The organism is Rhizobium sp. AB2/73 (assembly GCF_020871915.1).
Taxonomy (GTDB): Bacteria; Pseudomonadota; Alphaproteobacteria; order Rhizobiales; family Rhizobiaceae; genus Rhizobium; species Rhizobium dioscoreae.
Map to the genome: position 1 here is coordinate 128,413 of NZ_CP067071.1, position 18,027 is coordinate 146,439.

The 18,027-nt window shown below is 60.1% G+C and carries 23 protein-coding genes, 1 tRNA gene and 1 riboswitch; of the genes, 9 read left to right on the forward strand and 15 right to left on the reverse strand.

The window, feature by feature from the left end:
- Positions 1 to 3 precede the first annotated feature (3 nt).
- Genes pstB through phoB form a run of 3 tightly spaced genes read left to right on the forward strand, consistent with a single transcriptional unit; the run spans position 4 to position 2,299 of the window.
- Positions 4 to 819, forward strand: coding sequence for a phosphate ABC transporter ATP-binding protein PstB (gene pstB, locus I8E17_RS00665; RefSeq protein WP_069611238.1), 816 nt, complete (start codon positions 4 to 6; stop codon positions 817 to 819).
- Positions 820 to 870: 51 nt separating this feature from the next.
- Positions 871 to 1,584 carry a phosphate signaling complex protein PhoU gene (gene phoU, locus I8E17_RS00670; RefSeq protein ID WP_015338719.1) on the forward strand — a complete coding sequence of 238 codons (714 nt, stop codon included), beginning with the start codon at positions 871 to 873 and terminating at the stop codon, positions 1,582 to 1,584.
- Positions 1,585 to 1,615: 31 nt separating this feature from the next.
- A complete protein-coding gene (gene phoB, locus I8E17_RS00675) occupies positions 1,616 to 2,299 on the forward strand; it encodes a phosphate regulon transcriptional regulator PhoB (protein ID WP_004128368.1) in 684 nt (227 codons plus the stop codon).
- 190 nt (positions 2,300 to 2,489) lie between these two features.
- Here the strand turns inward: phoB and I8E17_RS00680 are convergent, their stop codons facing one another.
- Positions 2,490 to 3,017, reverse strand: coding sequence for a GcrA family cell cycle regulator (locus I8E17_RS00680; RefSeq protein WP_069611239.1), 528 nt, complete (start codon positions 3,015 to 3,017; stop codon positions 2,490 to 2,492).
- Between the two features lie 425 nt (positions 3,018 to 3,442).
- Between I8E17_RS00680 and I8E17_RS00685 the strand changes: the two genes are divergently transcribed.
- The 3 genes from I8E17_RS00685 (at position 3,443) to I8E17_RS00695 (ending at position 6,767) form a co-directional block, all read left to right on the forward strand.
- A complete protein-coding gene (locus I8E17_RS00685) occupies positions 3,443 to 4,642 on the forward strand; it encodes an aspartate aminotransferase family protein (protein WP_069611240.1) in 1,200 nt (399 codons plus the stop codon).
- A 169-nt stretch (positions 4,643 to 4,811) separates the two neighbouring features.
- Positions 4,812 to 5,729 carry an ornithine carbamoyltransferase gene (gene argF, locus I8E17_RS00690; RefSeq protein ID WP_069611241.1) on the forward strand — a complete coding sequence of 306 codons (918 nt, stop codon included), beginning with the start codon at positions 4,812 to 4,814 and terminating at the stop codon, positions 5,727 to 5,729.
- Positions 5,730 to 5,777: 48 nt separating this feature from the next.
- The gene (locus tag I8E17_RS00695) at positions 5,778 to 6,767 is read left to right on the forward strand and encodes an Hsp33 family molecular chaperone (protein WP_069611242.1); all 990 of its coding nucleotides are present in this window, start codon (positions 5,778 to 5,780) and stop codon (positions 6,765 to 6,767) included.
- A gap of 18 nt (positions 6,768 to 6,785) precedes the next feature.
- Here I8E17_RS00695 and apaG read toward each other — a convergent pair whose 3' ends face one another.
- Positions 6,786 to 7,178 (reverse strand): Co2+/Mg2+ efflux protein ApaG, encoded by a 393-nt coding sequence (apaG, locus tag I8E17_RS00700; RefSeq protein ID WP_069611387.1) that lies wholly within the window; start codon positions 7,176 to 7,178, stop codon positions 6,786 to 6,788.
- 613 nt (positions 7,179 to 7,791) lie between these two features.
- Between apaG and I8E17_RS00705 the strand changes: the two genes are divergently transcribed.
- On the forward strand, positions 7,792 to 8,505 hold the full coding sequence (locus tag I8E17_RS00705) for a DNA helicase (RefSeq protein WP_069611243.1): 714 nt from the start codon (positions 7,792 to 7,794) through the stop codon (positions 8,503 to 8,505).
- Between the two features lie 66 nt (positions 8,506 to 8,571).
- Here I8E17_RS00705 and I8E17_RS00710 read toward each other — a convergent pair whose 3' ends face one another.
- Positions 8,572 to 9,759, reverse strand: coding sequence for an O-succinylhomoserine sulfhydrylase (locus tag I8E17_RS00710; protein WP_069611244.1), 1,188 nt, complete (start codon positions 9,757 to 9,759; stop codon positions 8,572 to 8,574).
- Positions 9,760 to 9,802: 43 nt separating this feature from the next.
- A riboswitch (SAM riboswitch) is annotated at positions 9,803 to 9,881 on the reverse strand.
- 72 nt (positions 9,882 to 9,953) lie between these two features.
- Between I8E17_RS00710 and I8E17_RS00715 the strand changes: the two genes are divergently transcribed.
- Positions 9,954 to 11,048 (forward strand): 2'-deoxycytidine 5'-triphosphate deaminase, encoded by a 1,095-nt coding sequence (locus I8E17_RS00715; RefSeq protein ID WP_069611245.1) that lies wholly within the window; start codon positions 9,954 to 9,956, stop codon positions 11,046 to 11,048.
- A 58-nt stretch (positions 11,049 to 11,106) separates the two neighbouring features.
- Positions 11,107 to 11,180: transfer RNA gene (locus I8E17_RS00720), tRNA-Gly, on the forward strand.
- An 80-nt stretch (positions 11,181 to 11,260) separates the two neighbouring features.
- On the opposite strand, the gene I8E17_RS00725 is transcribed toward I8E17_RS00720, so the two are convergent.
- The 12 genes from I8E17_RS00725 to I8E17_RS00780 all read right to left on the reverse strand — a co-directional run bounded on the left by I8E17_RS00725 (position 11,261) and on the right by I8E17_RS00780 (position 17,971).
- Positions 11,261 to 12,310 carry a tyrosine-type recombinase/integrase gene (locus I8E17_RS00725; protein ID WP_219511061.1) on the reverse strand — a complete coding sequence of 350 codons (1,050 nt, stop codon included), beginning with the start codon at positions 12,308 to 12,310 and terminating at the stop codon, positions 11,261 to 11,263.
- On the reverse strand, positions 12,291 to 12,497 hold the full coding sequence (locus I8E17_RS00730) for a hypothetical protein (protein WP_219511058.1): 207 nt from the start codon (positions 12,495 to 12,497) through the stop codon (positions 12,291 to 12,293). The genes I8E17_RS00725 and I8E17_RS00730 overlap by 20 nt, the downstream gene beginning before the upstream one ends.
- Position 12,498: 1 nt before the next feature.
- Positions 12,499 to 12,867 carry an HNH endonuclease signature motif containing protein gene (locus I8E17_RS00735; protein ID WP_219511057.1) on the reverse strand — a complete coding sequence of 123 codons (369 nt, stop codon included), beginning with the start codon at positions 12,865 to 12,867 and terminating at the stop codon, positions 12,499 to 12,501.
- Positions 12,867 to 13,316, reverse strand: a complete 450-nt coding sequence (locus I8E17_RS00740; protein WP_219511055.1) for a hypothetical protein — start codon at positions 13,314 to 13,316, stop codon at positions 12,867 to 12,869. The genes I8E17_RS00735 and I8E17_RS00740 overlap by 1 nt, the downstream gene beginning before the upstream one ends.
- A 99-nt stretch (positions 13,317 to 13,415) precedes the next feature.
- Positions 13,416 to 14,555, reverse strand: a complete 1,140-nt coding sequence (dnaN, locus tag I8E17_RS00745; protein ID WP_219511053.1) for a DNA polymerase III subunit beta — start codon at positions 14,553 to 14,555, stop codon at positions 13,416 to 13,418.
- The gene (locus I8E17_RS00750) at positions 14,546 to 14,911 is read right to left on the reverse strand and encodes a hypothetical protein (RefSeq protein ID WP_219511051.1); all 366 of its coding nucleotides are present in this window, start codon (positions 14,909 to 14,911) and stop codon (positions 14,546 to 14,548) included. Before I8E17_RS00750 ends, dnaN begins: the two co-directional genes overlap by 10 nt.
- A gap of 8 nt (positions 14,912 to 14,919) precedes the next feature.
- Positions 14,920 to 15,426: a single-stranded DNA-binding protein gene (locus I8E17_RS00755; RefSeq protein ID WP_219511049.1), complete on the reverse strand. Its 507-nt coding sequence runs from the start codon at positions 15,424 to 15,426 to the stop codon at positions 14,920 to 14,922.
- Entirely contained in the window at positions 15,426 to 15,779 is a 354-nt protein-coding gene (locus I8E17_RS00760; RefSeq protein WP_219511046.1) for a hypothetical protein, read from the reverse strand. Before I8E17_RS00760 ends, I8E17_RS00755 begins: the two co-directional genes overlap by 1 nt.
- Complete coding sequence (locus tag I8E17_RS00765; protein ID WP_219511044.1) at positions 15,780 to 16,451, reverse strand: hypothetical protein; 672 nt, start codon at positions 16,449 to 16,451, stop codon at positions 15,780 to 15,782.
- Positions 16,448 to 16,624, reverse strand: coding sequence for a hypothetical protein (locus I8E17_RS00770; protein ID WP_219511042.1), 177 nt, complete (start codon positions 16,622 to 16,624; stop codon positions 16,448 to 16,450). The genes I8E17_RS00765 and I8E17_RS00770 overlap by 4 nt, the downstream gene beginning before the upstream one ends.
- Before the next feature lie 9 nt (positions 16,625 to 16,633).
- Positions 16,634 to 16,867 (reverse strand): hypothetical protein, encoded by a 234-nt coding sequence (locus I8E17_RS00775; RefSeq protein ID WP_219511040.1) that lies wholly within the window; start codon positions 16,865 to 16,867, stop codon positions 16,634 to 16,636.
- A gap of 411 nt (positions 16,868 to 17,278) precedes the next feature.
- A complete protein-coding gene (locus tag I8E17_RS00780; RefSeq protein ID WP_219511457.1) occupies positions 17,279 to 17,971 on the reverse strand; it encodes a helix-turn-helix transcriptional regulator in 693 nt (230 codons plus the stop codon).
- Positions 17,972 to 18,027: the final 56 nt, after the last annotated feature.

An 18,027-nucleotide genomic window follows, 5' to 3' on the forward strand; every position in this document is an offset into this window, starting at 1 on the left:
GAAATGAACATGATGACGGAAGCTGCCAGCGAAAAAGCCTTGGCCAAGAAGATGACGACGATCCCTTACAAGATGATCGGCCAGGACGTTTCTGTGTTCTACGGCGACAAGCGGGCGCTCTTCGACGTCAATCTGAAGATCCGCGCCAATACGGTCACGGCCCTGATCGGCCCTTCCGGCTGCGGCAAGTCCACCTTCCTGCGCTGCCTCAACCGCATGAACGATACGATCGAGACCTGCCGCGTCACCGGCAAGATCACGCTCGACGATCAGGATGTCTACGACGACAGCATCGACGTGGTGGAATTGCGCGCCCGCGTCGGCATGGTCTTCCAGAAGCCCAACCCGTTTCCGAAGTCGATCTACGAGAACGTCGCCTACGGCCCGCGCATCCATGGCCTGCATCGCTCAAAGGCCGATCTCGAGCATATCGTCGAAACCAGTCTGCAGAAGGCCGGTCTCTGGGGTGAGGTGAAGGATCGGCTCCACGATGCCGGCACGAGCCTTTCGGGCGGCCAGCAGCAGCGCCTCTGCATCGCGCGCGCCGTCGCGGTCAGCCCGGAGGTGATCCTGATGGACGAGCCGTGCTCGGCGCTCGATCCGATCGCAACCGCCAAGGTCGAGGATCTCATCCACGAGCTTCGGGAGAATTTCACCATCGTCATCGTGACGCATTCCATGCAGCAGGCCGCCCGCGTCTCGCAGCGTACCGCAATGTTCCATCTCGGCCACCTGGTCGAGGAGAACGACACCGATAAGATGTTCACCAACCCCGACGATTTCCGCACGCAGGATTACATCATGGGCCGTTTTGGTTGATGATGGCAGGCGCGCGGCTCCTTTCACACAGTTCACCTTGAGGATAGAAAAATGGTCTCCACTCACATTCTCTCAGCCTATGACGAAGACCTGAAGTTCCTGACGCGCCGCATTGCCGAAATGGGCGGCCTGGCCGAGCAGATGGTTAGCGACAGCGTACGCGCGCTAGTCAACAGCGACGCGGCCCTGGCCCAGAAGGTCATCTCCGACGACGTCGTTCTTGACCATGCCGAGCGCGAAGTTGGCGACAAGGCGATCGTCACCATCGCTCGCCGCCAGCCGATGGCAGCGGACCTGCGCGAAATCATGGGCTCGATCCGCATCGCCTCCGATCTGGAGCGCGTCGGCGACCTCGGCAAGAACACCGCAAAGCGCGTTATCGCCGTGCAGGGCACCGGCGTTCCCCGCCGTCTCGCCCGCGGCATCGAGCATCTCTCCGAACTGGCGCTAAGCCAGCTCAAGGAAGTTCTCGATGTCTACGCGACCCGCTCGCCCGATAAGGCCGTGTCGATCCGTGAACGTGACGAGGAAATCGACGCCATGTACACCTCGCTCTTCCGCGAGATGCTCACTTACATGATGGAAGATCCGCGCAACATCACCACCTGCACGCATCTTCTCTTCTGCGCCAAGAACATCGAGCGCATCGGCGACCATGCCACCAATATCGCCGAGACGATCTATTACATGGCGACCGGTGCTCAGCCGGAAGGCGAGCGCCCGAAGGACGATACCGCCAACACCGTCGGCGCAGTGACGGAATAATCTGGAAGCGAAGAAAGGAGACCATAGGCGCATGGTTCCGAGAGTTGCTGTTGTAGAAGACGAGGAAGCGCTCAGCGTTCTGCTGCGCTACAATCTTGAGGCCGAAGGCTTCGAGGTCGACACGATCCTCAGAGGCGATGAGGCCGAGCTGCGTCTCCAGGAGCGCATTCCCGATCTCCTGATCCTCGACTGGATGCTCCCCGGCGTGTCCGGCATCGAGCTCTGCCGCCGGCTGCGTATGCGGCCGGAGACGGAGCGCTTGCCGATCATCATGCTGACGGCCCGCGGCGAGGAAAGCGAGCGCGTGCGCGGGCTTTCGACCGGCGCGGACGATTACGTCGTCAAGCCGTTCTCGACGCCGGAGCTGATGGCCCGCGTCAAGGCGATGCTGCGGCGCGCCCGTCCGGAGGTTCTCTCCACGGTGCTGCGTTGCGGCGATATCGAGCTGGACCGCGAAACCCATCGCGTCCATCGCAAGAGCCGTGAAGTGCGGTTGGGGCCGACGGAATTCCGCCTGCTGGAGTTCCTGATGTCCTCGCCAGGCCGCGTCTTCTCGCGTTCGCAGCTGCTCGATGGCGTATGGGGGCACGATATCTACGTCGATGAACGCACTGTCGACGTCCATGTCGGCCGTCTGCGCAAGGCGCTCAATTTCTCCAATATGCAGGATGTCATCCGTACCGTTCGCGGCGCGGGCTATTCCATGGAAGCCTGAGCGGCTTGCCGCTCGGGTGTTACCATTACAGCGCCACGCGTCTTTCAAGACGCGTTAAGGTCGCTGTAACATCTTAAAATGCTGCATAATTTTCCCTTAAATCGATTCCGATTTAAGAAATTATGCAGGAGCGGCGGAAATAGAAAAACGGGCCTCGAGGGGCCCGTTTCTCTTTGTCTTGCTGGAATTTTCAGCCGTTGTTGCGACGGCGGTCATGCACCGGCTGGTAGGCCATGCGCTGATGATAGGTGCAGTAGGGCGACGAATCCGGGCTGTCATTGCCGCAGAAGTGGAAGTCGTCCTTCAGCGGGTCCCCGACCGGCCATTTGCAGGTGCGTTCCGTCAGCTCCGTCAGGCCGAGGCGGCGGGAGATCGGAACGACGACGTTCGATGCCGGGCGATACTGAATTTCATTGACGGAATCGATCTCGATCTCTTCCTTCAGCATGGTTGCGCCCTGCTGGCGGGCGACCACGGTGCGGGTAGCGACGCGCGAGCCGTAGGTCGTTGCGCGAGGAGCCGCGGCACTGCGCTTTGGCGTACGCGCCGCAGTTGCCGTGCCGCCTGCCTTCGCTCGGCCAGGAAGGTTCAGGCGGTGCACCTTGCCGATGACGGCATTACGGCTCACGCCACCGAGCTGCGCAGCAATCTGGCTGGCGCTCAATCCTTCGGACCATAGCTTTTTCAGCTTCTCGACGCGTTCGTCTGTCCAATTCATGCCCTGTCTCCGCTGTCGCGTTTCCGATGGCAGAATCCCTCACCATTGCCTCGCATGGGAACGAGGCGCGAAACGCTCTAAAATTGTGGTGACTAGTTCCGCCGCATGCAGTCTAGCAATTGCTTTTTAACCTAGTGTGAGGCTGACTCCGTGACAAGAGTCGCGAGAATCTTGAGGAATCGATTTCGAGGTTTTCCCCAACTTGCTGCCCAGGCGTGGCATTTCTGCAATAGGCGCCGCCGAACCTATCTCTTTTGCCCGCAAGCGCTATCTCGCACCTGCCAAAATGCCAGTTTTGTTGACATCGCGGTGCAAAACATCAATAGTGCCCGGGCCGCCGCAAGGCGGCATTTTTGATTTTTTCGGACCCGTTTCATCAAATGGAAGCGATCGGTCCTTAAAGTTGTGATCGAGGAGATATGGCCATGGCCGAGACCACGCCGCTTTATGACACCTACATGCGCGCTCCCCTGCGGTTCGAGCGAGGTGAAGGCGTCTGGCTGGTGACCGAAAGTGGTGAACGCTATCTCGATTTCGCCGCCGGCGTCGCGGTCAACTCGCTCGGTCACGCCCATCCTCATCTTGTCGCCGAGCTGAAGGCACAGGCCGACAAGGTCTGGCATCTCTCCAATCTTTATGAGGTGCCCGGTCAGGAGAAGCTGTCGAAGCGGCTGACGGAGGCGACCTTCGCCGACAAGGTATTCTTCACCAATTCGGGCGCCGAGGCGCTGGAATGCGCCATCAAGACGGCGCGGCGTTATCAATTCGCCAAGGGGCATCCCGAGAAGTTCCACATCATCACCTTCGAGGGCGCCTTCCACGGCCGCACCATCGCGACCATCGCCGCCGGCGGCCAGGAGAAGTATATCGAGGGCTTCGGGCCTAAGGCACCGGGTTTTGACCAAGTGCAGTTCGGTGATCTCGATGCCGTGCGTGCCGCCATCACGGATGCGACGGCCGGAATCCTGATCGAGCCGGTCCAGGGCGAGGGCGGCATCCGTCCGGCCACCAACGAATTCCTGCGCGGGCTGCGTGAGATCTGCGACGAACACGGCCTGCTGCTGATCCTCGACGAAGTACAGTGTGGCGTCGGTCGCACTGGCAAGCTTTTCGCCTATGAATGGGCCGGCATCAAGCCTGATATCATGGCTGTCGCCAAGGGCATCGGCGGCGGTTTCCCGCTCGGTGCATGCCTTGCGACCGCGGAAGCCGCCTCAGGCATGAAGGCGGGTACGCACGGCTCGACCTATGGCGGCAATCCGCTTGCCATGGCGGTCGGAAATGCCGTTCTCGATATCGTGCTTGCCGAAGGCTTCCTGCAGCATGTGCGCGATGTCTCGCTGGTCTTCCGCCAGGGGCTCGCCTCGCTCAAGGATCGTTTTCCTGACATCATCGAGGACGTTCGCGGTGAAGGTCTGATGCTCGGCATCAAGGCGGCGATTCCGCAGGCGGAGCTGCTGCAGGCGATCCGCGCCGAGCATTTGCTTGGCGTGCCGGCCGGCGACAACGTCATCCGCCTGCTGCCGCCACTGGTCGTCACCGCCGAAGAAGCACGCGAAGGTCTTGCCCGCCTGGAGCGTGCCGCCGAGCGTGCGCGCGCAGCTCGCACCAAGAAATCGGCTTGAGTTCAACGCCCGCTGACGGGGCGATTACTGCGCCGCGCGTCGAGGCGACGTGCAAAGGACGCGGTAACATTTAGGAATCGCATAAGCTTTCCATAAATCGATGCCGATTTAAGGGCTTATGCGCGCCCCACGCGGGCGTTATTGTTTTTTCTGGAGCACAGGTAAGGACATGGCTTCTCCGAAACACTTTCTCGACCTCTCTGCCGTTCCGGCTGCCGATCTGCGCAACATCATCGATGACGCGATCGTGCGAAAGAGCGCGCAGAAGGCCGGCACTGCCGACAAGCCGCTCGCCGGCAAGATGCTGGCGATGATCTTCGAGAAGCCGTCCACCCGAACCCGCGTTTCCTTCGATGTCGGCATGCGACAGCTGGGCGGCGAGACGCTGTTCCTCTCCGGCACCGAAATGCAGCTTGGCCGCGCCGAAACAATCGGCGATACGGCCAAGGTGCTGTCGCGCTACGTCGACGCCATCATGATCCGCACGACCGATCATTCGCGTTTGCTGGAGCTGGCCGAACATGCGACGGTTCCGGTCATCAATGCGCTGACCGACGATACGCATCCCTGCCAGATCATGGCGGATATCATGACCTTCGAGGAGCATCGAGGCCCCATCAAGGGCAAGACGCTCGCCTGGACGGGCGACGGCAACAACGTGCTGCATTCGCTGATCGAAGGGGCCGCGCGCTTCGGCTATCGCATGAATATGGCGGTGCCCCTTGGTTCTGAGCCGAAGGATCACTATCTGAACTGGGCCCGCAACGAGGGCGCCGAAATCATGCTCTCGCATGATGCTGACCGTGCGGTCGCCGGCGCCGATTGCGTGGTAACCGATACCTGGGTTTCCATGAATCAGGAGCACCGGGCACGCGGTCACAACGTCTTCCAGCCCTATCAGGTCAACAAGGCTTTGATGGCACAGGCCGGCAAAGACGCTTTGTTCATGCATTGCCTGCCCGCCCATCGCGGGGAGGAGGTGACGGACGAGGTGATCGATGGCCCGCAATCCGTTGTCTTCGATGAGGCGGAAAACCGCCTTCATGCGCAAAAGTCGATTCTTGCTTGGTGCCTGGGCGCGATCTGAAGATATTAAACCGCGTCTCAAGGACGCGGGCGCAGTAGGAGTAAAGCAATGGCCGAAAATGCCGCAACGCTGGGTCAGTTTGATTTCGCCGGTGACGATCATGTGGTTCCCTTCCAGGTGGAAGGTCTGGACGTGCGCGGCCGTGCCGTACAGCTCGGTCCGCTGCTGGACGCGATCCTTGCCCGGCATGATTATCCGACGCCGGTTGCACGTCTTCTGGCCGAGGCCATCGTCCTGACCGTCCTGCTCGGCACGTCGTTGAAATTCGAAGGCAAGTTCACCGTGCAGACCAAGGGCGACGGTCCCGTAGACCTTCTGGTTGCCGATTTCACGACGCCGGAAAATGTTCGCGCCTATGCCCGTTTCGACGAAGAAGCGCTGGCAAAGGCAGTCGCCGAAGGCCGGACCGAGCCGGAGCAGCTGCTCGGCAAGGGCGTGCTCGCCTTCACCATCGATCAGGGACGTTTCAGCCAGCCCTATCAGGGCATTGTCGCGCTTGACGGCGCGTCGCTCGAGGAGATTGCCGGCACCTATTTCCGCCAGTCTGAACAGATCCCGACGCGCGTGCGTCTGGGAGCTGCAGAACTTTTCGACCGTGATGAGAACGGCAAGCCGCGTCACCGCTGGCGTGCCGGTGGCCTGATCGCGCAATTCCTGCCCGAAGCGCCCGAGCGTATGCGTCAGCCGGACCTGCATGGCGGTGACGGCGATACCGGTGTGCGCGATCATGTCGAGGACGATGCCTGGGCGGAGGCACGCAGCCTGGTGGAAACCATCGATGCCGATGAGTTGACGGATCCGCAGGTTGGCACCGAGCGCCTTCTCTATCGCCTGTTCCACGAGCGTGGCGTACGCGTCTATGAACCGAAGGCCGTTTATGACCGCTGTTCGTGCTCGCGCGACAAGCTGAAGGGCGTGTTGAAGGGTTTCACGGCCGAGGAGATCGAGGCCAGCCAGGACGATGGCGAGATCGCCGTGACCTGCGAGTTCTGCTCGACCACCTATCGGTTCGAAGTGTCGGAGATAGAGGCAGCCTGACGCTGTACGCGGAGCAGCTCAGTTCAGCGTGCGCAGCAGGTTTGGCGTATCGAGAGAGAAGGCGGGGATCTTGACATGGAATTGCTCCCCGTCGTCCGTTTCCATCTGGTAATGGCCGAACATCATGCCTGACGGTGTATCCAGCGGGCAGCCCGAGGAATATTCATAGGTATCGCCGGGCTTCAGATGCGGCTGCTCACCGACCACGCCGGGTCCCGTCACCTCATCCACGATGCCGTTCATGTCGGTAATGTGCCAATAGCGCGTCACCAGCTTCACGGCTTTCTTCGAATGGTTGGAGATGACGATGCGGTATCCCCAGACATAGCGATCATCATCCGGATCGGATTGCTCCTCCAGGTAAAACGGCTCTACAACCACTTCGATGTCGCGTGTTAGGGCGCGATACATGCCTGATACCTTGCCACTGCCCTGAAACGTCGAGCGCTCCTTCAAGCCTCACTGCCGCTTCAGCATTTCCACATTCGCGGCACATTATCCGCTTTTCACCACTCCCGCCAAGAGCAGGATATCTAGCGGTATCCTATAACCGGCCCGCTCCGTCAAGGAACGGCGTGATGAAATCTCGCTCAGGGATGCGGATCATTCTGAAATTCAGCTATTACCGCGAATGAAGAAGGTTAGTCCTTTCTTCTCAAAGTATCTCGTTTCGCTCGTCATTTAGTCTTGTCTACCATAATGCCGCCGATGGAGCTTATGGAGTGGGGATACGCTTGCCGCAATTGCTGGTGCACTTCAGGGAGTGGACGTCACATCTGATCGCTAGTTATCAAAACCTCTCGGCCATATAACCCATTGTCCCTCCTTTATGTTCCGCTGAGGGAACTTGCGCCCGATTCCCTCTCAGCAGGATTTCGGCTATCATCTGATTCTGGCATGGCCCGTGCCTCCCCCCTCCAACCGGGAAAGTATATTTCATGCGGGGCCGTTGATATCAAAACCGACTGTTTGAGCACCTGGCATAAGGAGGGGTTGCGGTCATTGCTCGCAATAGGAGGTTTATATGAGGCTTTCTGCCCCTGTTTATCATTTGAAGCGTAAGGCGAGGCTCCTGTCACGCCAGCAGAAAATTCCCTTGCATGCCGCGCTGGATCACGTCGCGGCTGGAGAAGGTTTTGGAGGCTGGAGCTTGCTTGCAAGCAAAACGAACACGGCCGTATCTGTCAGCGAACTGTATTCGCGTTTAAGCCCGGGCGATCTGGTGCTGATCGGCGCCCGGCCCGGCCACGGCAAGACCCTGATGAGCGTGCGGCTCGCCATCGAAGCCATGAAGGCTGGCAATCGCGGTGTCTTCTTCACGCTGGAGGATACGGAAAAGGTCGTCCTGGACCGTTTTACTGTCGTCGGTGCCGATTATGCGGAATTTGCCGATCTGTTCGAATTCGACAATTCAGATGCCATCAGCGCCGATCATATCGTCGAGAGGCTGGCCGGGGCGCCGCGTGGCACGTTGGCGGTGGTCGATTTTTTGCAGCTGCTGGATCAGAAGCGGGACAATCCAGAGCTAATGATCCAGGTTCAGATATTGAAGACCTTTGCGCGCGCCAGGGGCGTGATCGTTGTCTTCATCTCGCAGATCGACCGTTCCTACGATCCGGCGCTGAAGCCCGTGCCCGATCTCTCGGATATTCGCCTGCCGAATCCGCTGGATCTCAAATTGTTCGACAAGACGATCTTCCTGAACAACGGTCTGGTCGAGTTCAAGGCAGCCAGCTGAGGAGCTGGCAATTGCTTAATAAAGATAGTCGAGCCGCCCGGAGAAATCCGGGCGGCTCGATCGATATCAGGCGGAAACCTGCTCGAGAGCGCGGGCGAAGTCCTCGACCAGATCGGCGCTGTCCTCGATGCCGGCGGAGAAGCGCACGGTGCCCGGCGAAATGCCGAGCTCGGCGCGGGCTTCGTCGGTGAGGTTCTTGTGCGTCGTGGTGGCAGGGTGGGTGATCAGGCTCTTCGAGTCGCCGAGATTGTTGGAAATCTTGACGATCTCCAGCGCGTTCTGCAGCTTGAAGGCTGCTTCCTTGCCACCCTTCAGTTCGAAGGCGACGAGCGTCGAGCCGCCGCTCATCTGCTTGGCGATGATATCAGCCTGCGGATGGTCCTTGCGGCCGGGATAGATCACGCGGGCGACCTTGTTTGTCTGCTCGGCGAGGAAATCGGCAACCTTGGAGGCATTCGCCGTCTGCTGCGCAACGCGTAGCGGCAGCGTCTCGATACCCTTCAGCAGCGTCCAGGCGGTAAAGGGTGACATGGCCGGGCCGGTATGGCGGAAATAGTCCTGCAGGTTCTCGTCGATCCACTGCTTGTCGGAGAGGATGACGCCGCCGAGAGAACGGCCCTGGCCGTCGATATGCTTGGTGGCGGAGTAGACGACGATATGGGCGCCGAGTTCCAAAGGCTTCTGGAAAAGCGGCGTCGCGAAGACGTTGTCGACCACGACCTTGGCGCCGATCTGGTTGGCGAGCTTGGCGACGGCAGCGATGTCGACCACTTCCAGCGTCGGGTTGGTCGGGCTTTCGAGGAAGAACACCTTGGTGTTCGGGCGGATGGCCTTTTCCCAGTTTTCGGTGAAGCGGCCGTCGACCAGCGTGCATTCGATGCCGTATTTCGGCGCGAGCGTCTCGACCACCCAGCGGCAGGAGCCGAAGAGAGCGCGGGCAGCGACGATATGATCGCCGGCCTTCAGCTGGCAGAGGATGGCTGCGGAGACGGCGGCCATGCCGGAGGCGGTGGCGCGGGCGTCTTCAGCGCCTTCCAGCGCGCACATGCGCTTCTCGAACATGTCATTGGTGGGGCTGCCGTAGCGCGCGTAGATGAATCCATCTGTCTCGCCCTTGAAGCGGGCTTCCGCCGCTTCCGAGGTGTCGTAGACGAAGCCCTGGGTCAGATAGATTGCTTCGGAGGTCTCGCCGAATTGCGAACGGAGCGTTCCGTTGTGTACGAGCTGGGTTGCGGGGCGCCAAGTCTTGCTCATGCCATCACCACTTTCAAAACAAAAAAACCGGTCGCGAAAGCAGACCGGTTCAACCCCGGTCTTTTTAGCCATTTATTTAACGTGGCTGCAAGCCGACCGGCCAAATCACCACGGGATAAGTTGCAATACTGCCGTTGACGGCTTGCGTCAATTCCCCGAGTTTGGTTTTGTCTGCGACAAATTATGAGAGAAGCATGATGGCTCGCAATACTGGAATTTTGGCCGATCGCGCCATCGCAGCGCTGTTTGAAACGGGGCGGCTGACAAGCGAGAGAGAACTGGATGTCGATCAGATCCAGCCGGCAAGTCTTGACCTCAGGCTCGGGTCGCATGCCTTCCGCGTCCGCGCCAGCTTCATGCCCGGCCCGTCGCATCTGGTCGCCGACAAGCTCGACCGGCTGAAGCTGCATGTGGTCGATCTCTCCGAAGGCGCGGTGCTGGAAACCGGCTGCGTCTATATCGTGCCGCTGATGGAGCGCCTCGACCTGCCAGAGGATATGTCGGCATCCGCCAATCCGAAGAGCTCGACCGGCCGTCTCGACATCTTCACTCGCGTCATCACCGACCGGGCGCAGGAATTCGACAAGATCCCGGCCGGCTATTCCGGGCCGCTCTATCTCGAAATCAGCCCGCGCACCTTCCCGATCGTCGTTCGCCGCGGCTCGCGCCTGTCGCAGATCCGCTTCCGCGTCGGCCAGGCCCTGCTCACCGAGCCGGAACTGCTGGCGCTGCACGAGAGCGAGACGCTGGTCGCCAGCAAGAAGCCGAACATCACCGGCGGCGGCATCGCGCTGTCGATCGATCTTGCCGGCGACAAGGAAGGGCTTATCGGCTATCGCGGCAAGCACCATACGGCGGTTGTGGATGTCGACAAGAAGGCCCAGCACGATATCTTTGACTTCTGGGAGCCGCTCTACAGCCGCGGCCGGACCGAGCTGATCCTCGATCCCGATGAGTTCTACATCCTCGTCTCACGCGAGGCGGTGCATGTGCCACCGCATTTCGCCGCCGAAATGACGCCGTTCGATCCGTTGGTCGGCGAATTCCGCGTCCACTACGCCGGCTTCTTCGATCCCGGCTTCGGCCATGCACCGGCCGGCGGACGCGGCAGCCGCGCCGTGCTCGAAGTGCGCAGCCACGAAGTGCCCTTCATCCTCGAGGATGGCCAGATCGTCGGTCGCCTGATCTATGAACACATGCTGGAACAGCCAAGCAGCCTCTACGGCTCTGGCCTCGGCTCGAATTATCAGGCACAGGGCCTGAAGCTCTCGAAGCACTTCCGGCTGTGATCGACCATTTGGCGGCCTTGACAGAGGCCGCCAACTGTTGGACATCTGACGATGTCAGGCGGGTGTAGCTCAATGGTAGAGCAGCAGCTTCCCAAGCTGAATACGAGGGTTCGATTCCCTTCACCCGCTCCAGCAACCTTTTCAATGACTTAATTGGTGTTTTTGGATCGAGAACAAACCGTGGTTTTACAGGCTGTTTTACAGCAACCTGTTCATCCCTCGTTCTTTTTCGATTCGGCCTGCTTGCTTTGGCGGGCCTCATTGAGCTGCCGAATAGCCTCACGCGTGGCGGCGCCGCGGCTGACGTAGCGCTTGATGATCTTCTCAACCTGATCCTCTTCCCATCCCATGATTTCGGCAATCACGCGGATCGAAAGGCCGGCGATATAGAACTTAGTGGCAGCAGTTCCGCGCAGGTCATGGAAGTGGAGATCCCGCTCCTGCATTTTGGCTTCGACCTTGGCCGTCCAGAACGAGCTGGCGAGGCCGTCCTGGGTCCATGTTTTCTTGCGGCTGTTGGTGAGAATGACGGGGGATCGCTTCGGGATACGCGCCAGCAGTTCGTTCAGCGCATCGTAGCGGGGAATGACAGCTTCCTTGCGATGCTTACTCTTGCCGGTCGAAATGACGATCGCATCGGGACCGATATGCGACCACGAAAGCCGAACGAGATCGCCAACGCGCAGGCCGGTATGCGCGGCCAGGTCGACGGCGAAGCCGACTTCCGCCGACGCCACCGCTTTCAGCTGCTTGATGTCGTCATCGGTCCAGATGATTTCGGCGCGCGTGCTGGAATAGAGATGCTTGATGCCGTCGCAGGGGTTCGACGCGATCTTCCCCATCGGGTCGACGGCATGCGACAGGATGCGGGAGAGCACCTGCAGGCCGAGATCTGCGGTGCGCGGCGTTTCGGCATATTGGCTACGCCAGCGGCGGATGACCGGGCGGATTTTCTCCGGCCGGTCGAACTGCGCGATACGGAGATCGCCGAAATACTTGCCGATCTTGTCGAGCCATGGCGTCCAGACGCGTCTGGTCGATGCCGCCAGCTTCGGAAACTCGTGTGTCTTGTAGTGGGTGATGATCGAGCGGAACTTGCCTTCATCTGGCGCCTGACGATCTGCGATGGCTTCGTTGTAGGAAGCCATGAATTCGTGCGTTCCCGGCTCTCCACGCAGGGCCGGGCCGCCGCGCCATGCGTAATAGTAGACGCGGCCCTTAGCCTTAACCGTGTGGATGCCTTTAAGATCGACCAGCACCATGACGTTCTTCGAACTCTCTCAATTCCCGATCGAGGTCATCCTCGCCGGTTCCCTGCGGAGCTGTAAAATGCCACCGCATACCACCATTCGGCAAGGTGTCGAGTGCGAGAGGTGTAAGACCGGCTTCCTTCAGTGCGGAGACAGTCGTCTTGATGTCGCTCGATCGGATCGCGGCGCGGCGTGCCATGCTACACCTCCTCGCAGACGAGCGCTGGGCCGCCGTTGTGGCCGATCATCGTTGCGGCCTTGCGGGCCTGCCACTGGCGCTTGATGTTGACGCTATGGCTCACAAGCTCAAGATGGCCTTGGTCTGGCCGCACGCAGAGGCGGTTGCGGCAGGCGTGGTCAAGTTCCTTGTTGCCGGGGATATAGCCGTGCTCGTTCGTCCACATGACGCGATGGGTGGCGACCATGCGCCCATCGAGCGACATGCGCGGATAGTTTTTGCCGCGACCGCTCGATCCGGATGTCGGGCCGGTCCAGATCCAGCAGCCTGTTACAGGGTCGATATAGACGCGCGCCATGATGCGCGCGCGGATGCGGTCGCGGCGGCTCATTAGGCGGCGCGCTCCGTTGGGTTGCCAAGCGCGGCAAGCAATTCCTGGCTGCTGGTCACGATGTGATTTGCCATCAGCGCCATTAGCTCCGGCTCCTCGCCATCGTGCGTCCAGATGATGAGGCGCTTGCCGCGACCGGCGAACCATCCGCCTTCGAGATGAGCCGATCTTCCGCATGGCAGAAGCAGGACGCAGGTGTCAGCCCACTCCATGCCGCGAAAGTCGTTCATGTATCCGCGCGCTGCGATGGGGTGTGTTGTCAGGAGGTTGCGATACTCAGTCGCCTTCCATCCTTCCCAGTGAGGATCAATCTCAGACCATGCGAAGCCTGGAACGCCATTCGGCGGGTTGCGGAAGTCGTATACTTCATGGCCTGCGGCGCGCAGCATGGCGACGGCGTCAGGCTGGTATTTATTGCGCCACGAGGACGCGAGGTAGATGCGGCTCATTTCCGGTTTCTCCAGTTGTGAACGAGGATGGGCATGAGGACCACGAGGATGACGAGCGTCGCCCAGGTGAAGGCACCAATTTTGACGACGGTCCACGGATCATCCACGGCCGAAGGCCCCTTTGACCTGCATGGGCATGAGGATGGTGTAGGCGCTCTCGTGGCCGGCGATGCGGAGCAGGGCCGGGGCGGCGCCGACGCCGATCAGCAGCTCGAAATTGTCGCCGTCGTAATGGGCGATCGCCTCGCGCAGGTGGCGGCCGTGGAAGCCGGTCTGGATTTGGCCATTGGTCTCGACGGGGATTTCGTCCTCGCCTTCGCCGACGTTGATGTCGCGCGAGCTGAGCGCCAGCATGTCTTCCTTGAAGCTGAAGGCGACGCCATTGCCTGCGTCTGGCGTGACGGTCAGGAGCCGCTGTATCGCGTCGCTCAACGCCTTGCCGCTGAAGCGCGAGACGAGACTATCCGGAGCCGGCTCGATGCGCTGCCAGGCCGGATACTCGCCGTCGATCAGCTTGGTCGTCAGCGTTGTTTCGCCAGCTGTCACGCGCATGCGGTCCCGCGACCATTGAACAATCGCATCATCAGCCCCGTCGAGGAGCTTGATGATCTTGTCGACCGACTCGCTCGGTATGGTGACCGCCTGCATTCCTGCAAAATCGTCCTGATCGAACATCGTCGCAGGGATCAGCCGCTTTTCCAGGCGAACGCCATTGGTGGCAACGAGCGAGACGCCATCGTCTCCCGGCTCGAAGCGGACGCCGCAAAGATAGAACTTCGCCTGATTGGTCTCGGCGGCATATTCCACGCCGCGTAGGGCCTTCTGCAGCGTCGATGCATTCAGGCTCAACTCATGCGAAAGTTTGCCCGCGTCGAGCTTGGGAAAATCAGACGCGGGCAGGACCGGCAGCTTGAGCTTGGACCGGCCGGATTTGATCTGCACCTGTGCCATGACGCCGGCCTGCTCGATGGCGTTGATGGCGATGCGATCCTCCGGTGCATTGCGAACGATGTCCGCGAAGATATGCGCCGGGCAGGTGAAGGGGATGAATTCTTCGCCGATGGTGGCGGCAAAGCGGGTGCGGATCTCGATCGTCAGATTGCTCGACAGCGCCGTCAGCCGCTCGCCATCGTGCTCGATCAGAACGTTGTCTAGAATCGGGAACTTGTTCTTGGCTTTGACGACATCGCGCACGACGCCGAGCGCTTCGGCAAGCGCCGGTTTTTCAGTTACGAACATTGGAGGATGCCTTCCTGCCGGAAAGAAGATCGGCGACTGCGAGTTCGTGTGACGGGGGGGGCAAGCTCTCGACCGGTGCCGGCATACATGACCTGCATGGCCTCTTCCGTTCGCCCTTCGGCGAGCATGCGGTAGCACTGCTCTACCCAGGAGATATCGTCGGCAAATAGCTCCTCATAGCGATCCGCAATCTCTTCTTCGTCAAAGTCCTTGATGTCGAAATTCATGGAGACTTTGATCGTGAGGGGCGGTAGCTGCGACCGAACATCCTCGGGCAGCGCAGCAAGCCAATCGCGCAGCGCCGTCTGGCGCGGCTCAGCGAAGTTGATGGTGATTTCCTTCGTGCCTACAGCCATGGTGCACCTCAGAACGGAATGTCATCGTCGAGGTCGCGGCTGAAATTGCCGCCGATCGTCTGCGATGTTCGGGTGGAGGATGAAGAGGACGAGCCGGCGGCGCGGTCGCTGTCATAGCCATAGTCGCCAGCGCCATTGCCGCCCTGGCGATAGCCGGAGCCGTCCTTCTTGTTCAGCATGATCAACTTGGCATCGAAGCCCTGCAGCACGATTTCCGTGCTCCACCGGTCCTGCCCGTTCTGGTCCTGCCATTTTCGGGTGGCGAGCTGGCCCTCGATGTAGATCTTGGCGCCCTTCTCAAGGAACTGCTCGGCGATCTTCGCCAGCTGCTCGTTGAAGATGACGATGCGGTGCCACTCGGTTCGCTCTTTGCGCTCACCGGTATTCTTGTCGCGCCATTGCTCTGCCGTGGCGAGGTTGAGATTGGCAATGGGCCGGCCATCCTGCGTGCGGCGGATTTCCGGATCGGCGCCGAGATTGCCGATCAGCGTGACCTTGTTGAGATATCCCGCCATCAGTGCACCATGCCTGCGCTTTTGGTGATGCGGTCGTCGAGGCCGCTGGCCTGCGTCGCGACGGCGTTGCCAAGATCCTCGCAATCCATGCCGAGGCAGGAAAAGCAGACGCAGGCCGAATGAAAGGCCATGCTGACGGCGACGATGTTGCGCGCCATTATGGCGTTGATATCGTCCCTGATGTCGGTATTCGTGACATCCGGACTATCGGCGACTTCATCTAGGAAGGTCGCAAAGGCGTCGGCGAGGCGGCGGCCCGCTTCGGTCTTTGTCTCGACCGGAAATTCCTTGGCAAAGCGGGAATAGGCCTTGAGAAGTTCGGCCGGCGTAGCTTTTGAAAGGACATCCGTCACTTACCTCAACTCCCTTGCTGCGGCGGCAAGGGCCGCCTGGCTGACGATCCGCTCCTCGCCGATCAGGCGGGTGAGCATCTTTCGAAATTCCTCTTCGGCCTTGGCCGCGCCCCATGGGCGAATCGCGCCGGTCGTTTTCGGAACGATGAATTTGGGAAACTGGCTGGCCGCGCGTGGGCCGAAAATGGCGACAGCCTCGGCCGCGCACATGCGATCGTCCATTGCCTTCACCGTCTTCTTCTGCGCCGCCGTCCATGCGGACGGAAGAGGCAGGCCTGCGGCGGCGTAGATGGCGTCATCCCAGCCTTCCTTGGCACGGCGGATCGCCTCGCGAATGGCAAGGGACGGCAGCGTCAACGAGAGAAGCAACTCCATCGGCCGGGTGATGTCGCCAAGCGCCCATTCGTGGCCGTCGTGCAGGATGTAGAGGGCGGCAAGAAGCGACGAACCGCCTTCATTGATGATTGCCTGCGCGCCCATGACCAGATGCTGAGCATCGGAAATACCGCGCCCGTTGAAGCGGCGGACGCCGGAAAGCGTGTTGCCCATTTCGATAAAGCAGACGCTGGCCTGATCGGGCGCCGCCAGATCCATGACCGTTCCGTCATTGTTGAACGACCAGACCTGCTTGTCGGTGAGGCGGGGGAGGGACATGCGTGCGGCTGCCGTCATAGGCACCTCGCGGCAATGGCAAAGCCGAGCCAGAAAAAGACCAGGCTTGCGAGGGTCAGCTCGACGAGCCGCATGCGCCATACGTGCGCTTCACAAAGAAGCGTCGCAATCTCCTCGACGCCGGAACGGCGCCGCGGTTGATCGATGAACGGGGTGAAGGCGTTGCGCTGCATAGGCGGCCCTCAGATGTGCTTGATGAAGCGGCGGCGGGCGAGCGCGCGGGCCTGATCGGCGAAACGCTTGATCACCGGCTCGGTAAAGCCGCGATCAAGTAGCGCCTGATTGGTGATTGGGCGCTGCTCGCCAGCCAGCTCGCAGATGGCATCCGCCAAACGATCAACGATCGTCCGTGTCGGGCGCGGCTGCGGCGCGATTTTTGGCGCGGCCTTGGGTTCGATTGTCTGGAAACGGATCATCGCTGCATCCTCGATTAGAACGATGTCAGCGAACATAAGCGATAATTACAATTCAACGCAAGCGGAAATTATAAGTATCGCTTAGACGGAATTGGACTCGACTCACGCAGAGAAAGAATCAATTATGTGAACATAGAGAGAACAATGGCAGGTTGAGAAAAATGCAACAGGACGTGACTGTAGGGCAAGCAAGTCGCCTGGGAGTGGAGTGCGCAGACTGTGGGCGTACACGCTGGTTGGCGCGCCACCAACTCGTTAGGCGTGGAGTATCAAGCCATCTCCCGCTTTCGGCGGTCGCGCAAAAGCTGACTTGTTCAGCATGTGCAGCGGAAGGGTTGCCCGGAAAGAACGTAACTGTACAGGCATTTTTTGACCGCGACGCGGATCGAGTTCGGGCGGAAATCGAAGTTCTTAGAACCCAAACAGTTCTTTGTTCGGGATGACGCGCCAAATATTTTTGATTGTGTATCTGTCGAATGGTATCAGCTTCGGCGGGTTGAATTGCTCAACTATAATCTCTTTGCCGGTGCGCTGTTTCAGCCTTTTGATGAAGGCTTTGCCTGGCTGGCCCTCGATCTCAGGGTGCATCTCGATTACGACGTAATCGCCTGGAATTGGCTCCCGGCTGCCGCAATAGATGACTTCCCCGGGCTCGTAGCGCGGTGCCATGCTTTCGCTGAGAACGTAGAGCGCGAACACATTTTTGACATTCGCGATGCCTGGCGGGCGCCGTACATGCTCGATCACCTCGCCGTTGAATTGGAAATCGCCGTCATCGCCGCCGTAGGTGACGCCGAGGAGATCCACGTCCTTTGGTCCCGCGTCGAGTGGTGCGGGGTCCGAGATTACCTCGGCGTCTGCTAGGCCCTCATCATTGAGATAAACGACTTCGCCTCGCGATAGTGCGACTGGATCGATGTTCAAGAATGCCGCGACACGAAATGAGTTCTCGGCAGAGGGCATATTCTTGCCGCTCTCCCACATTCCGACCGCCGCCACCTCGATGCCAAGGAACTCAGCAATATTGCGCTGTACTAAGCCGCGACGCTTTCGCGCCGTACGGATAGCCGCGCCGACCTTCAGTGGCAGTTCTCTCTTAGCCATGCTTATAATTGGCCCATGTGCCGCTTTCACGTCCATTAAATTGTCGCTTGTATGAA